Annotated in this window: 10 protein-coding genes and 1 pseudogene; 1 reads left to right on the forward strand and 10 read right to left on the reverse strand. The window is 46.1% G+C overall.

From position 1 onward, the window contains the following. Window positions 1-343, forward strand: a pseudogene (locus tag DXZ20_RS37325) (phosphotransferase); the annotation flags it as partial. 113 nt (window positions 344-456) lie between these two features. Here the strand turns inward: DXZ20_RS37325 and DXZ20_RS09125 are convergent. From DXZ20_RS09125 to DXZ20_RS09170, 10 genes are all read right to left on the reverse strand, one after another. Further along, window positions 457-915: a GlxA family transcriptional regulator gene (locus DXZ20_RS09125; protein ID WP_163697742.1), complete on the reverse strand. Its 459-nt coding sequence runs from the start codon at window positions 913-915 to the stop codon at window positions 457-459. A gap of 118 nt (window positions 916-1033) precedes the next feature. Continuing rightward, a protein-coding gene (locus tag DXZ20_RS09130; RefSeq protein WP_250565688.1) for an IS1 family transposase occupies window positions 1034-1862 on the reverse strand; the annotation gives its coding sequence in 2 pieces (ribosomal slippage) (window positions 1034-1520 and window positions 1519-1862; 831 coding nt in all). A 323-nt stretch (window positions 1863-2185) separates the two neighbouring features. Then, window positions 2186-3928: an ABC transporter ATP-binding protein gene (locus DXZ20_RS09135; RefSeq protein WP_163666368.1), complete on the reverse strand. Its 1743-nt coding sequence runs from the start codon at window positions 3926-3928 to the stop codon at window positions 2186-2188. A gap of 11 nt (window positions 3929-3939) precedes the next feature. Further along, a complete protein-coding gene (locus DXZ20_RS09140; RefSeq protein WP_250565034.1) occupies window positions 3940-4524 on the reverse strand; it encodes a protein-S-isoprenylcysteine O-methyltransferase in 585 nt (194 codons plus the stop codon). Then, window positions 4491-6287 (reverse strand): ABC transporter ATP-binding protein, encoded by a 1797-nt coding sequence (locus DXZ20_RS09145; RefSeq protein WP_163666366.1) that lies wholly within the window; start codon window positions 6285-6287, stop codon window positions 4491-4493. Before DXZ20_RS09145 ends, DXZ20_RS09140 begins: the two co-directional genes overlap by 34 nt. 393 nt (window positions 6288-6680) lie before the next feature. Continuing rightward, on the reverse strand, window positions 6681-8777 hold the full coding sequence (locus tag DXZ20_RS09150; RefSeq protein ID WP_163666364.1) for a TonB-dependent receptor: 2097 nt from the start codon (window positions 8775-8777) through the stop codon (window positions 6681-6683). A 236-nt stretch (window positions 8778-9013) separates the two neighbouring features. Beyond that, the gene (locus DXZ20_RS09155) at window positions 9014-10030 is read right to left on the reverse strand and encodes a helix-turn-helix transcriptional regulator (RefSeq protein WP_163666362.1); all 1017 of its coding nucleotides are present in this window, start codon (window positions 10028-10030) and stop codon (window positions 9014-9016) included. Window positions 10031-10314: 284 nt separating this feature from the next. Then, window positions 10315-12786, reverse strand: a complete 2472-nt coding sequence (locus DXZ20_RS09160; RefSeq protein WP_163697743.1) for a TIGR03118 family protein — start codon at window positions 12784-12786, stop codon at window positions 10315-10317. Window positions 12787-13145: 359 nt separating this feature from the next. Further along, window positions 13146-14126, reverse strand: a complete 981-nt coding sequence (locus DXZ20_RS09165; protein WP_163666358.1) for a sulfite exporter TauE/SafE family protein — start codon at window positions 14124-14126, stop codon at window positions 13146-13148. Window positions 14127-14257: 131 nt separating this feature from the next. Then, window positions 14258-15790: a 3-oxoacyl-[acyl-carrier-protein] synthase III C-terminal domain-containing protein gene (locus tag DXZ20_RS09170; protein WP_163697745.1), complete on the reverse strand. Its 1533-nt coding sequence runs from the start codon at window positions 15788-15790 to the stop codon at window positions 14258-14260. Window positions 15791-16226: the final 436 nt, after the last annotated feature.

Consider the following 16226-nt stretch of genomic DNA (forward strand, 5'->3'; position numbering starts at 1 on the left):
CTTACACCAAGGTAATTACGTCTTCTACGATGAAGACGTTCGTCCAATAGACTTTTCACTCTGTGGTTTTGGTTTTTACCTCTACGATATCGCGTCAACGCTAGGAGATATTGAAGCATCATTTTGTTTGCATTTCTTCGAAGGTTACACAAGTTTTAAGTCATTACCAACAAATTATCAAAGCATTGTTGAAGCATTTTTTGTAAGTTCAACAGTAGAAAACTATGCTTTTCCCAGTGCCAACCCACAGGAGCACGAATGGCTTTCTCATGCTGTACCTTATGTTGTCAAGAACCATTTTCATTCATATTTGAATGGCGAGACCTTTTTGTTCTTGAAGTGAAGCAGTTAACCCTGGCATGTTTAGAAAGGAATGCAGGTTTGAAGGGAGTCGAAAAGCTGCAAATAGTGTTATTGGAATTCTAATCTTCAATCACAAAGCTGTGAACCAAAGGCTTAACTTGAGGTAAAGCGTGCACGGTAGTCACTTGGATTAATTCCTAACACTTTCTGAAAGCTGCGTCGCATCGATAGCTCGTTACCAAAGCCGCAAGCGTGTGCGATCTCATCTATCGACCTCTTGGTTTGCTCTAAATACTGACGGGCGATTTCAACCCGAAGCTGTTGCACATATTTTCCAGGGCTGGTTCCTACTTCAGCCATAAACACACGCGAAAAATTTCTTTCGTTCATACGAACATGACGTGCTAAAGCTGCCACCGAAAGGTCTGCCTCAGGGTGCTCGACCATCCATAGTTGCAGTTCACGTATGGAGGCATCTCGAATATCTTGGCGTCTAGATGCCACGCTAAACTGTGACTGCCCACCCGGTCGATGCAAAAACACAACTAAATCTTGTGCTACTTGAGTTGCTACACTGTGGCCATAATTTTGCTCAACAATGGCAAGCGCCATATCAATACCAGCAGTGCAGGGCTATTTCATTCTAGACATAATAGGACGAAAGTCTCTAAAGTAAAGGAGTGTGTCGATTGAGGTCGTGCCTCGCATGAGTGCGTTAGCGGGTCGTGCCTCAGAAAAAAGTGGGATAGGCAGCAATGTCATTCCAGGACCAAGGTTTCGTGGTTATCTCTGCTCTCTGAGCAGCCGTATCACCTGTGCGACTGTGCTGCCATATCCAGTTGAAATAGGTCACGACCAGTCGAGTAATACTCTCGGTCGTCTGCCAGACTTTCGCAAACTTATTCTGTCGTCGATGCCAACGACCGGTCTGTTGGCGAATGATACCATTGGTTCGTTCTAACCGTTGGGTGTTCTCTTTGCCAACCACATGGACTACCTCAGGCGGCAATACTCGCCCATAGCCAGCGCAATCATTGGTATACCAGACCTTACAATCTGTTTTGCCTTCGGTGCAGGTGATGAGTTCTTCTAAGACTGCATCCGTGTGCTTGCCCACTCGGGCAGTCAGGATGAGTCCACTTTGCTTGGCTAAACTTACCCCTATCCAGCAGTCTCCCAGATTGATATCCTCAGGCCCGCATCGTTTCTGTTTTTTTTACAAATGACCACATCTCATCGGCAATCACTTGCTCTGTCTCAATCTCCTTAACTTCTTCGTTATGAACCAACTGAGCTCGGTAAGCCGCCGCATGGACGATACTCACGACGGTATTGTAGGCGCGTTTATTGATTCGACTAATGCCCCGTAAACTGCTCCCTTCTGCTTGCGATTGAAGGATGCTCTCCACTTCATCGGCACTGACCTGACGCCAATAGTAGAAAGTATCAAAGGTTTCGACGAAGGTACGCGTACAGTGGGCGCATTTGTAGCGTTGAGTTCCTTTGCTGGTTTTACCGTGTTTGTGAGTCTTCGGATAGTCGCAATAGGGGCAATCCATTGGTTTCGGGTAGATAGCATCCCTTTACAGGACGTTTCCCACACTTCTTTGGTTCACGACCAAACAAAAAAAGAGATGACGAACTTTAAAGTACCCCAGCTGTAGAATGCGGTATATCCGGGATTTAATGCTGTGCAGCTGCCCAATCGCGGCGGTTTCTCTAGGTGATAGTGTACGATGCTCATTTTAGAGAGAACCCCGATGTGATGAAAGTCGCAGGCCTATGCTTAACCTAAGCCCATGACTGACAAGTGTGTTTCTTAAGAGGTATTCAAACATTCGCTAGATAGGTATTCTTGTAGAGTTCACCTCCCATACCTACCTCAAGCCATAATTCGCCACCCCAGGGATTGCTGCTGCACAGTCCACATCGTTGCATATCGCTCCTGCTGCTCTAACAATTCCCGATGGGTACCTTGTTCAACCACCTGGCCATCTGCCAAAACAAGAATTAAATCTGCCCCAACCACCGTTGAAAGTCGATGGGCAATCACAATGACTGTTTTATTCTCCACTAGTCGATTGATGGCAGTCTGAACCGCCACTTCACTTTCCGTATCCAATGCTGAGGTAGGCTCATCCAACACAACAATGGGCGCATCCTTAAGAATCGCGCGGGCAATAGAGATACGCTGACGTTCGCCCCCTGATAGGGCACCGCCAATTTCACCAATGCGAGTTTCATACCCATGGGCTAATCGAGTAATAAACGCATGACAGTTAGCCGCACGGGCCGCTGCCTCTACCTCAGCATTGGTGGCATTTGGTTTAGCCATACGAATGTTGTTAAGAATCGTATCGTCAAACAAATACACATCCTGGAACACCACCGAGATACACCGCATTAACTCAGCCGGTTGTACCTGTTGTACATCAACACCGCCAATGCGAATAGAGCCATTTTGAACATCGGCAAAACGACTAATCAGGCGCGTAATTGTAGTTTTACCACTGCCAGAGGGACCCACCAAAGCCGTTAGCGATCGCATCGGCAGTTGAAACGACACATCTCGCAGAGTCCATTCAGTGTGCTCAGCATAGCGAAAATATACCTGATCAAATTCAATATCAAAACAAGCCAGCTGGGCTAGAGGCTCCTGCACCGGCAAAGACGGAATCGCCATCACCGTCTCAATTCGCTCCAGGGCAATTTCCATCAGGTCAAACACACCCGCAAAGACGATGAGCAGCGATAGGGGTTCGCTAAATCTCATGGTAATTACCACCAGGGCAAACAAAGCTGCTACAGACAGACTGCCTTGCAAAATAAACAGAGCACCCAAACCAATAACAACCATCAGCCCCACTTCCACCAACGTTGCAATGGCCATTGAGGGTAAATTAGCCAACCGTTGTCCCTGTGCCTGTACCTGTCGCTGACGCTTAAGGGCCGTTTGTAAATGTTGTGATCTCACTCCCACCTGTTTTGTCGCCCGGAGTACTGGCAACCCCTGAGCATATTCCACTACCCGGGAAGCGGTATCTGCATTCGCCGCTGAAACAGCTTTTAAACTTCTCTTTCTCAGAGTTCGCATGTAGCGATAAATAGGTATTGCCAGAGGAAAACTCACCAATAATGTCAGTGCCAGCCGCCAGTCCACAAACAGCGTCACCACCACCACTACCAACGGCGTCACCAGGGTCTGAATCACCAGGGTACTTAGACTACCGATCCAGATTACACATTCGCTGACATTGCCACTCATCACCACATTGAGATCCCCTGCTCGCCGCCGATTTAGTTCCTGCAAAGGCATCTGCCGTAGCTGTTTTGCCAAGCGCAAACGAGTGTCATGAGCCACCTCACTAGAGGTAATCCAACCAAAATGCAGCTCTTGCCACCGAATGTATCCCTCAATAAGGATAAGTAGCCCCAAAATCACCAGTAGCGTCCATACACGCTGAGTATTGATAGGTTGGGCTATCAATGCTGAGAGCAACGGAAAGAACAAGGCGAAAATAATACCTTGAATGACAGATGCAATGGCAGATAAACAGAGAGTCTTTTGTAGTTGCGGTTTGTAAGGACCGGCAACGGTCATCATGTGGGAGTAGGTTTTGAACATGTTTTTGGCAGTTAAAAAAGAAACGGTACTAACCGCTTCGTCCTCTGTCGATATTCTCGATATTGCTCACCAAATTGTTCTAGCATCATTGCCTCCTCATTGCCTATTCTGAGAATGTACAGCGTACCAAAAGCAATGATGCCTGAGAGACCAGCAATCCAATTGGTTAATAACAACGCTTGAGCAATCGCCCATAGCCAAATAGATGTATACATCGGATGGCGAATGCTTTGATAAATACCGTTGGTAATCAAGCTATGGTCTTCTCGGACTTGTAATGTAGGTGACCAGTTTTTGCCGAGATCATGGTGAGAACGCCAAAATAGGTAGAGTGAGATCGCAAACATCACAATCCCTAAACTATTTGCCCAAATCGGTAGCGAATAATTAGCAAAATCAAACAATGGCGTAACTATATAAATCAGAGGTAAAACAAACATCCCCACAAGAACAAATGCTAACAAGCTATTCTCTAGAGGTGTTTTACGATTGTCGATGATGTTATTATCCTTAACCTCTCGCTGATAGGGTTTGCGGATAATTCCCGTTAATACGAAGCAAACTAAGAAGATGATTTTGAGAGTGAGGGTGTCCATGATTGACCTCTTACTTGCCAATTTTGAGCGGTTTGATGGTGTGACCAAAGTCTGGCGTATAGGCCATTAGCAGTCACTAACTGGTCGTGTTGCCCCAATTCTACTAATTGTCCCCGATCTAGAACGACAATTTGATCGGCTCCCATGATAGTGGCCAAACGATGGGCTACAACAATTAAGGTTTTACCTTGGGTGAGGGCGGCAATGGCCTGTTGAATTAAGGCCTCATTTTCAGGATCGGCAAAGGCAGTGGCCTCGTCTAACACAACAATGGGAGTATCTTGCAAGATAGCGCGGGCAATGGTGATACGCTGGCGTTGACCACCGGACAGTCGTGCACCCCGTTCGCCAACAACGGTGTCATATCCCTGGGGCAATGAGAGAATAAAATCATGGGCCTGGGCTGCACAAGCAGCTGTTTCTACCTCAGTTTGGGTGGCATCAGATTTGCCCAATTTAATATTGTTGTAGATCGTGTCATGGAGCAAAAACGTATCTTGAAATACGAATGACACCCAGGACATCAGCGTATCAGACGTTATCTGGCGAACATCAACACCGCCGATTTGCATCGAACCGGTGGTCACATCCCAAAATCGGGGAATTAACCGAGCCAGGGTCGTTTTGCCTGCGCCAGAAGGGCCTACTAAAGCAGTGACAGTACCAGCGGGAATGGTTAACGACACATTTTGTAAGGCAGAGCGATCACCATAGTAAGTAAATGTAACATTGTCTAGGACGATCGAAGCATTCTGAGGTTGTTGCGGCTGGCTCGGCTGGGGAAGTATGGGTTCCGCCAGTACTGAGCCGATGCGTAAGGCCCCGGCATTAGACTGATTGATAAAAGAAGACAGGGTAAGTATAGGTTTAAAGCCTCCACATAGTCGCGGTGCTAACAACAAAAATACCAACAGTCGTGGAAATGTTAGCGTGCCCTGCGCCATAAATCCTGTGCCCGCTGCTAGAACGATGAGTAATGTTGGCAACGGCTCAAACAACAGTGAGCCTAAGCTACCAGAAGTCCTTGTTTTTCGATTCCAAGCCCGCAGATTACGGGTAAAATCATCCAGGGCCTGTTGAAAGCGAGCAAAGGAACTACTGCCATCATCGAAGGTACGTACCACCTGCATCCCTTGTACAAACTCAATGATCACGCCGTTAATGGCCTCATTGGCACGATTATAGGCATCTCGCTGGTGGGCATAGTCTTTTAAGGCCAAACGAATAAAAATCATACCTACAGGCAACACCCCCAGGGTAATTAACCCCAAACGCCAGTCGGCAACAAATAAGGTCACCAGGGTTAGCAGCGGAATCGTATAGGCCTGGCCGATCAGGGGAGTACTATCGGCGACAAACGCATGTAGCGCCTTAACATCATCCTGCACCAGTTTCTTCACTGCTCCTGAACCCATCGTAATCACATAGCCCAGGGGAACTCGAGCCAGATGTTCTGTCAGTGCAGTGCGCAGAATTACCTCCAGCTTGAAGGCCGCCATATGAGAAATATTAAATGCCAGAACGCGCGAGGTAAAGGCAACAATTACTAGTCCTATGGCAACGGCCAGCCAGCGCCAAATCAAATCAGGCTGGGGGGAATCAGAAAGCAGGTTGGCAGCAATGGGCGGAAAAGCAAGCAGAGCTCCAAGACTGGTGAGAGAACTCAGAGCTGCAAGGATGATTGCGATCGCAATCTTGCCCTTAACCGGAGCCACGATGCTCCAGAGTCCCGTTGGCGGTTTAGTAAAAGGGCGATTTTTCATAAGAATACCAGTAATAAATTACCGGAAAGAATGGTGAAAGTTACGGTTAGTCTTTTGATTGGATATGAATTTTCGTACTAAATTATTTTTTATCCCTCCCTTAGACACAAGGCTTATTCAAAAATTTAGATAATAATGGTTCGTAAAACAGCTCCAAGCAGTATTCTTTAAGGCCCCTCTGGTATTTTCAGACTTCTAAATCTTCTAATGAGGTTGATTTTAGGGCCTTTGGGTTAATGCTAAACTTTTTCTTAAAGGTAGCGGCAAATTTACCGAGATGAGCATATCCAACCAAAGGAAATGATTGACGGAGACGCGACTTGTTAAACCCTCCCCCTCTTTCCGTATCTTCCTGTCTCCGCTTCCCCCTCACCCCTTATTCTCGACCACCACTCAAAATTGCGTCCTCACCTGTACCCCATAATTTGCTGGCATTCCATAGGATGCCAACGTACCGAAAGGAGGAAAGGCAAAGGCCTGATTGATATACTCTTGATCAAAGATATTATTGCCAAAGAGATAGATGCCAGTATTGTCAAACTCATATCCCAGACGAGCATTGAAAATGGCGTAGGGCTCTTGCTTTATGGTATTGGCATCATCAAAAAACGTAGTCCCCAATCCCTGAAGCTCTAACCGCCCAAACAGTCCCTGGGGGCTGCGATACTGGAGGGCAAGATTATAGGTAACATCAGGAGAAAACTGAAGATTATTTCCCTCCGCATCGTCTCCCGTAAAGGGATTGGTAAAGTTAGTAAATTCAGCATCGGTCAAACCCAGACCAGCAATAATATCAAACCCTGGTACAGGGGTAGCCCTAGCCTCTAGCTCAAAGCCCGTAATGCTCACATCGGCATTGTCAGTAAACGAGTTGCCGATTAGATCAAACTGTAGTATCTGAAAATCATCCACCGGAGTATGAAACAGGGCAAGATTAACCGCTAGACGATCATCTAGCCAGGAGGATTTCAAACCCACTTCATAGTTCCAGGAACGCTCCGCATCAAAGGTGGCAGAATCCTCACCACCGGGACCTAAATTGACACCCGAAGGGCGATAGCCTCGGGTAATACTGCCGTAGGCCATCAGGTCCGGAGAGAAACGATACTCAACTGCAAAGCGAGGTAATAATTCATCCCCATTTTGTTCAATCTCATCTAGAGAGATAAAAGGCATATCTGGCAGACCAGGAATCGCAATCGATCGATCGAACCTTTCCAGGGTGCTATTAGTTGACTCATAGCGGAGGCCCGTGGTGAGGGTAAGGGCATCAATGGGGCGATAGCTCATCTGACCAAAAATAGCAAATGTGTCGCTATTGACCTCAGCGTTGGCTACATTGATACTGCCAGGAGGGAGAGGAAATGTGGGGCCAAATATCGTCGCGATATCATCACCATTGATCAGACCATTATTAATTGAGTCAGTGTGATTTGATTCATAATATCCCCCCAGGATCCACTCAAATCGTTCTGCAGTTTCAGGAGACTGAAGCCGTAATTCTTGACTAAATATGGTGTTGGTTAGTTCTTCTATGGTCACCACAAAAGCATCTGCGGCTGTATAGTCTCCATCAAATTCAACATCATTTTTAGAAAAGCGACGGTTGGTAATGGAGGTGAAACGAAAGTCAGGATGGGTATAGGCAACGCGTAACGACTGGTCATTGGAGACCAGATCGGTAAAGCCATCAATATCTTGCTCAGTTTCAAATGGATCATCAGTATTGAGAATTACATAGGCATTTGCTCCATCTTGGTAGTTATTAAATGAAGTATTTAATGCAATCTCTAGATTATCTGATGGAGTCCATAACAACTGTCCTCGACCATTACCGCCAGATTGTTCATTAACCCCATCATCCAATAATGTGTTGCGGAGATAGCCGTCCCGTGAACCATAGTTGCCAGAAAGACGAAAGAACAGGTCATCATCAATGATGGGGCCACTGACACTGGCCCTTAAATCCAGGTCATTATAGTTACCGTAGCTAGCCACCCCGCTAAACTCAAAGGTATCGGTGGGTTTGCGGGTAATCAAGTTGACCACCCCCGCTAGGGAGTTTCTGCCATATAGAACACTCTGGGGACCCCGCAGTACCTCCACACGCTCCAAATCTGGTAGATCAAAATCTATAAAAGACGCAAAATTATAGGGAACGCCATCCACATAAAAATCAACCGGATCTCGATTTGAAATCGCAGTGCTATTGGACAGCCCTCGAATGCTGTAAAGCCCAAAGGAGCGATCACCGCTGGAGAAGAATGTAAAGTTAGGAGTATTGCGAGCAATGTCTTCTAACGATGTAATATCCGCATCTTCAACTTCCTGCTCAGTAATAGCCGTGATGCTAATGGGCACATCTTGAACATCTTCAGGCGTTCTTTCGGCCGTTACAATAATGCGCAGCGTTTCTTCTGCCATAGTCGGAGGCATTGTTGCTAACAGGGTAAACGCAGCTATGCCAAATACCCTAAGTTCGTTGAACATAAATTTTCGCACTATACTATTCCTCACACACACCAGGGCTTGTTGAGAAATTTATGCAATAATGGCCTACAGAACAGCTCCAAGCGGTATTTTTTTAAGCCCTTCCGGTATTGTTAGGGCACGGAAAGGGGGAGCCCCGCAGACACGGAGAGCTTGATCAATCAGGGATTCCCGCGTCTCCCTTTGCCCGCGTTTTCGCGTCACTCTACCCTCTCGTCCTCGCGTCACTCTACTGACTAGCAAGACTTAAGCATCTTTGGGCTAATACCAAACTTTTTCTTAAAAGCAGCTGCAAATTTGCCTGGATGATCATAGCCAACAGTTTGAGCAACTTGAGTCACATTCAACTTGCCCAACTGTAACAACCGCCGTGCTTCTTCCATCCGATAGGCATGTAGGTATCCAAATACGGTCGTATTAAAAATCTCACGAAATCCCTGCTTGAGCTTAAAACTATTGATGCCCGCTTGCTTTGCTAAGAGCAATAGGGAAGGTGGCTCGTTTAGATTACGAATCAGGATATCCCGAGCCAGATGTATGCGGTCGATATCGTCCAACTTAAGCGATGTGGATGCGGTCGATCGGTCTTCAGTAAGCTGATGTAGTTGCAGGGTAATCAGCTCCAACGCTTTACTTTCCAGATAGAGTTGTTTTGTTATTCCTTGATAGGGACACTGAAGAATTTGTTGGAGAGCAATGGACATTGCTGGAGTCATCGTTATCGTTAACCACGACTTTCCAGTCTGATAGTTGGAAAAGGTCTGGTGCAAAACCGATTGCGATGGGTCCGATACTTCTGTCGATAGGGTATTAATAAGCTCGGGCTTTACCCCTATTTGAACGAGGGAAACTGTTTGACCAGAATCCACTTCAGACGTAGTCTGCATATCGCCTTGAAAAAAGGCAATATGGGTATCACGAGCATGGGCTACAAATTCTTTAGCTCTACCAAATGGCTTTACGCTAAACCCGCCAGACATACAAAATGAGAAGCCAAATAACGGCTCTGTCTGGCTCTTCATTGTGAAGTTAAAATTCTCTTGGAAGGTCCATTCGGTTAAGGTTAGAGTAAGATAATCCCTTAGATGAAATGAATGGTTAAACCATTTACCAAAGGGTTTATTGAGGGTCCATACAATCTCACTATCGTTTGCTTGATAATGTTTACCGATATCTGGCTGCTCAGCCTCTTGCTGCAGCTCCGCCAGCATTTCTTCAAGATCGTGATCGGAAAGAAAGACTTGACTTGACATAATAACTGATGCTTCGCTAGGTGCGATCTCACCGAAGCAATCACGCCTTATAGCTGGAATATTATATACATGAATATTTTTACGTTATTGAAATTAATTGTCAATAGCCAGCAGTGTCTGCTCCATCAGGAGCGACTACAGATGGATAAGGCTTGAGATGGACAGGGCTTGAGATGGACAGGGCTTGAGATGGACGCGGGGACAGGGGGACATGGGGACGCAGCTTCAGATAGATCTCTGCATCCCCGCGTCTCCCTGTCCCCTTTTTCCAGCCTTTCTCTAATCTAAACTGCTAAGCTCAACCCACCGCTAGGGTCGGAAATATCAGGCACAATCTCAAAACTGTTCGCCCCAAGGGCAGAAGCTTGAACATTCTGCAGCACTGCCAGCGTTTCACCAGTACTGGTGACGCCCAGCAGAGTATTGTCACCATCCTGAGTCAGGCTAAGGTCAGCAAACACCAGCTCACCCTCCATCAGGCCGATGCGGTCAACGCCCACCTCAAAATCAAGAATGGTATCGGTGCCATCGCCATTGCCAAAGACAAACAAGTCGCTGCCGCTACCGCCAGAGTCGTTATCGCCTACGAGGATATCGTTGCCAGTGACACCCATTAGGATGTCATCACCGGCATCACCCCAAATGTAGTCATCGCCGGCATCACCGCTGAGGATATCGTTACCAGATTTGCCACCGATGCGGTCATTGCCGTCGCCACCAAAGATAATATCGTTACCGCCAGGTTCACCTGTTTGAGCATCGCGGGAGTTGCGATCTCCCCGCAGCACATCATCACCGCCGCCGCCTGTGATGATATCGTTACCTGATTCACCCGCTACGGTGTCATCCCCACCGCCAGCGTCAAGGGTGTCGTCAGCATCCCCACCTACCAGCGTCTGACCCAGTTCAAAATCACCGCTATTGATGGCGTCGGCTGACACATTTTGCAAAATGGCCAACACATCGTCTGTACCAGCCAGGGTGATAACAGTGTCTGCACCCTCCTGAATAATAGCCAAGTCACTAAAGCCAAGAATCCCGGAAAAATCTGACTTTAAGCCGACTAGCTCAAAACGATCGCTAGCATCATAGTTTGTAATCGTGACAATGCCCTCACCAGCACCCAGTCTAAAGGTATCGCTACCGCTGCCAGTGGTAACAGTGGTTTGACCAATGGATACTAGGAAATTGCCCTGGTTAACAATGGTATTAACCGTGTTGTTCCCCCCACCCAGGTCGAGGGTATTATTGCCTGCACCCGCATGGACAATATCATCACCACTGCCTGCTGTGACCATATCATCTCCAGCACCGGAGGTGATATGGTTATCGCCCTCACCGACATTAGCCGTCAGGTCACCCTTGACTAAATTAACCGTGTCATTACCTGCATCAGCGGTGACAGTAGTCGATCCGTCACTGGCGGTCACAAAGTTGTCACCGCCACCCAAATCAACGGTGCCACTACCGATACTCACAATATCGTCACCGTCGCCAGCAGTTACCGTTTGATTAAGGCCACGAGCTGTCAGAGTATCATTGCCTGCCCCTAGAGAGAAGGTGTTGTTATCTCCATCAATCACCAGCAGATCGTCATCGGCAGTCCCCGTAAAGGTTTGATCCCCCCCTGGTGCCGGGACATCCACATCGGTGGCAACTTCAACCTTACCAAAAACGCCATCTCCTGGATTGTTGCCGATATCATTACCGGCAGCAAAGTAGAGATCATTGGTTTCACCAAGGCTGCCTCCATTACCAAAGACTAAGCCCCAAAGACCGTCAATAACGATGGGGTCACCGTTGCCATCCCGTAAATAATCAACGGCTTCTTGCGTCGTAGGATCAAAAGCCACGATAGTGCCATCCCCAAAATTAGACACCAGCAGCATGTTGCTGTATTCGCCAAAATTGTCGGGGGCTGCGACAAATCCCCAGGGCGCATTTAAAAGCCCTTCATCATCCCAAATGGCGATCAGGTTACCGTCTAAATCAAATTCGGCTACTCTGCCCAGGCCAGGTTCAATGATTTCATCCCCTGGAATAACCGGCGATGGAATCGCGTAGGCAACCAATAGAGAGTCGTTAACGTTCTGAATGTTGTAGGGGGCATACCCTTCATCAATAAAGGGATTAATAAACTCAAAATTGTCCGTAATCTCAGAAAAGTTAGCGTCATAAACTTCAATCCCTGGTGTAGGACCAAAATCGACCACATACAGACGATTATCGCTTTCAAAGTTGGTAATCGCCGACCCGTAATAGATGGATTGTCCCAGTTTATCCACCACCACTTCAGACACTAGGGGGCGATCAACAGTGCCATCATCATTGCGGCGCTCGGTCCAGGCAGAAATACCGCCATCGCTAGATACAAAGATAAATTTGCTGGGAGCAGTGATATCACCATTGGGATGCTCCTGGGTGATGATAAAATCACCAGATCCATTAAATACTTGTCCCGTTGGTCCAGACAGCTCAAAGGGATTAAGTGGTGTGGGAGAAACCTCTACTACTTTAAGACTATCCTGATATATAGGAACACCGCCAACATCACCAACATATTCGGTCACGGTACCGGTACCGGAATTGTTGATCCAGAAGTGACCACCCAATCCTGCAGGTCGAATGGCAATTCCCCAACCTAAACTGACATAAGGATCTAGTAGTTGTGGATTGTTATCGGGATTATTGGACACTAAATTAGTGACCACATAGCCTGAGTCATTGTCAATTAGATTCAATGAATCGCTATTCATAAACAGTATTATCCTTCGTTGACTTGGAAACGAATTATTAGCTGAACTCTAAGGTGTCCCCCTGGAATCATATGAGTACCTTTCTCATAGTTGTTCCAACATTTTCTGGAGAGGCTATGCTGCGGTTGCAATATTTTGCAAACACAAGCTCTCGAATGTAAGGTTTGTTATGAAGCGTAAATAATAAGGGTCTGCAAAACAGCTCCAAGCGGTATTTTCTTAAGCCCTTCAGGTATTCTGGAGATTGAAAATACCCTAGGTAGTCTCATTTGAGAGCCTTTAAGTTAATTCAAAACTTTTTCTTAAAATTAACGGAAAATTTGTCTGGACTGAGCCTACTTGGATATAATAGAAAAGCTTTATTTGACTTGTGCGTGAGCAATCCAGATATAAAAGCAAAGAAAGCCAGTCAGAACACAGATGGAAGCCAAAAGACTATTCCAAGTAAGTGGAATGAGCAAAAGAGAGCTGACTAATTCAGTAAAAATCAATCCCAGTAGAACGATCGCAATGTGATGACGTTGGGCATAACTGCACAAAACCGCGCCGATAGGAGCCCCCACAACAACAATAGGCACCGAGGCCAGCCAATATTCTCGAACAGGGAAACCAAAGTCGTTAAGGAATAGGCCGTGCAGAACAAACCCTGCGATCGCATTAATTGCCATCAAGGCAACTGAAGTCGGCGTGCTAATACTCTCGCACATTTGAAACAGCAGCACCATCACCGAAAAGGCAAAAATATCAATTCCCGAACCCACCAGCCCACTAATGATCCCGCCGACAAAGCCCGTCGTCCACCAAATAGCCCGTTCTTGATGTCCCCAAAAAGGATGCAGAATACACCGTTCACTATTACGTAGTTGAATAAATACCATCACCAATCCAAAACTGCTTGTCATCATAGTGAATGACAACCTAATAAAATCAGGAGGCAGCCGAGGTTCCAGCAACAGCGTGCCAATTACGATACCTATCAAGCCACCGTTGCTGGCCCACCAAATGAGTCGCCAGTCTATCTTAGTTTTCATGGCGATGATGGTAAGCGTGGCAGCGGTCATGCCCACACTTTGAATGGCGAGGGCAAATATCTTAGCCTCGTGGGGTGGTACCTCCAAGAGTTTTGTCAGGACAGGGAATGCAACGGCTCCGCCACCCATGCTAGTACCGCCTGCCACCATCGAGCCAAACAGCATCGTCAATGTTATCGGCCAATAAGCCTGCAAAATATTAATAATAGAAGTCGGTCCTAAAAGGATAAACCAGACACTCCAGACGAATGAGGCAATCAAGAGACAGATGCTGAGTTTATGCTTAGCCGCACTTGCTAGAGCCTTCATCTTAAAAACACTCGCATGGATTGATGACCTCCGCGCTAGCACTTTGTGATGGAAGCAAGGAGCCGAATACTCCAACAGATAAAGCTTCACCCAATGACAAACACAAATAAGATTTAGATCGAAAAAGTTGTTTAAAAAAGGAGTTTTTTCCTGGATACTGTTTTTTCACTACTAAGTTTGTTCTCTGCAATAGATTCAGTTTCAATCAGGTCTACCAACAATAATTGCTTTAAAATAAATTCAATAAGCTGAGTCAAGCTACTATCATTAAAAAATTGTTCAATGGGAATTTGGATCTGGAGATGTTGCTCAATATGGGTCCTTAGAGTGAACACCATAAGAGAATCAAGATACGCAGCCATTGATTCCTGAGCATTGAAGTCAGAAATTGGGCGTTGAAGATAGGTCGCTAGCCATTCTAACAAAGCTATTTCTAAGATTTGCCGACTTTGATTAGGTCTGGCGTTTAAAATTTTTGAGCGGGAAATATAGCCCACCTGAGACAACGAGGATTGAGGAGCAGCCTCACAATAAGATGTTGCGATGTGCTGTGTAAGTTCTTCATCTAGGGGAGGAGCTGGAGTTGCTCCAAGTTTTACATCTCCCCATCGTATAACCATTGCTGCCGCTGTTGATGCTGCGCCAGTCGTATAAACAAGCACTAAATCATCTTCTTGAAACTTGGCATTTTGCATCCCGTGATACAGGTTTGCAATCGGCGAAACAGGACCAATATTTGCATAGTAGGGATAGAGATTTATAGTGTTATTGGAATCAATTTCTAGTGCTTGAGTACAAACGTTTGCATACCAAGCAGAGGGTGTATTAAATGAAAAAAACTTTATTTGCTCAAGCGTTACCCCAGCAGCAGTGAGCGCTCCCTCGCAACATATTCGAACAAATTTAACAGCCGTTTCAGCAAGAGAACTGGCGTTTTCACCTGTGCGCAGACAAATACGTGGCTGGTCTTGTGCATTGATAGCAGGCTCGTAAATATAGGCTCCTCTTGTTTCTGCAGTATGTATCATCTTTGTACCCAAAATCCCCTGATGTGGTTTCAGCGAACTAACGACAAATGCCCCTGCTCCGTCACCCAATGACCACGAAAGCGTATCATCGTCTGCTCTAACATTTGAACCAACATGTGAAACTACAACTAAAACATGTCTGTGCTCGTTAGCCTTTACTAAAGCACTGGCATTCTGCAATGCTACTAAAGCACTGGAACATGTTGCTTCCAAGTTCCAGGCTGGCGCTTTCAGCCCCAACTGTTGGGACAAGTCAGAGGCATCTTGTAAGCCTAAAGACTCTGAAAAAATAGAAGTGACTATTAGTAATTCAACCTCATCTGAAACTAAGCCAGCCGCCGACAAAGCATCTTGAGCCACACGATACTCGAGGGAGCGTGACGACTCTTTAGCTCCAATTACTCTTCGCTCCACACTGCCTCGAAATGGATCGGGCAAATATGGTGCAACTGCACGTGACCAGATATCAAGCCCATCTGCACTAGGAGTAAATTGACGAGGGCGTTTAATTCGAACCCGTTTTGGTGCACTTAGAGGTGCCTCAGATGACAACTTTTCCTGCCAATATTCATTAGTTCGAATTGTATCTGGAAAACATAATGCTAAGGAGCGGATTCCAACTGCATCCATTACCATGATATAACTCCTTTTAATGATCCTTGAATCTCTTTTAAAGGGAAATACTTGTCAAATCCCGACACTGTCACATCAGGAAAAAAATTCAAAGTTTCCCAAAAAGTATTTTCAGCTTTTCAATATGCCCCTAGCTGAGACGATAAATGCTCTTATGCAACCAAACCTAGGTATGAGCTTATGCCGAGAAATTTCAGTTAGGGCAGAAGTTATAAGCCCCTTGGATCCTAAATCCACAGCTGGTCAGGATTTTCTAGCCCAAACAAATATCCCGAGACTATTTGACCTTAACAAGGTCTAAAATCTAAACAGTCTAAAGAATTGCATAACTTGAGTATCTCGCTTTGTATCAACCAAATTGAAACAGCGTACCCTTTGACTTCTCCAGTATTTGGTGAATATTTTTATCGCTCTTCAGAGGCGAATATATCAGTGTTGA

This window comes from Adonisia turfae CCMR0081 (assembly GCF_011009555.1).
In the GTDB taxonomy this organism is placed as follows: domain Bacteria; phylum Cyanobacteriota; class Cyanobacteriia; order Phormidesmidales; family Phormidesmidaceae; genus Leptothoe; species Leptothoe turfae.

Bases quoted from the DNA above. Each gene is read 5' to 3' on its own strand.
- DXZ20_RS09170 (WP_163697745.1), bottom strand. From the start codon at position 15,790: ATGGTAATGGATGCAGTTGGAATCCGCTCCTTAGCATTATGTTTTCCA.
- DXZ20_RS09135 (WP_163666368.1), bottom strand. From the start codon at position 3,928: ATGTTCAAAACCTACTCCCACATGATGACCGTTGCCGGTCCTTACAAA.
- DXZ20_RS09145 (WP_163666366.1), bottom strand. From the start codon at position 6,287: ATGAAAAATCGCCCTTTTACTAAACCGCCAACGGGACTCTGGAGCATC.
- DXZ20_RS09125 (WP_163697742.1), bottom strand. From the start codon at position 915: ATGGCGCTTGCCATTGTTGAGCAAAATTATGGCCACAGTGTAGCAACT.
- DXZ20_RS09165 (WP_163666358.1), bottom strand. From the start codon at position 14,126: ATGAAGGCTCTAGCAAGTGCGGCTAAGCATAAACTCAGCATCTGTCTC.
- DXZ20_RS09155 (WP_163666362.1), bottom strand. From the start codon at position 10,030: ATGTCAAGTCAAGTCTTTCTTTCCGATCACGATCTTGAAGAAATGCTG.
- DXZ20_RS09150 (WP_163666364.1), bottom strand. From the start codon at position 8,777: ATGTTCAACGAACTTAGGGTATTTGGCATAGCTGCGTTTACCCTGTTA.
- DXZ20_RS09160 (WP_163697743.1), bottom strand. From the start codon at position 12,786: ATGAATAGCGATTCATTGAATCTAATTGACAATGACTCAGGCTATGTG.
- DXZ20_RS09140 (WP_250565034.1), bottom strand. From the start codon at position 4,524: ATGGACACCCTCACTCTCAAAATCATCTTCTTAGTTTGCTTCGTATTA.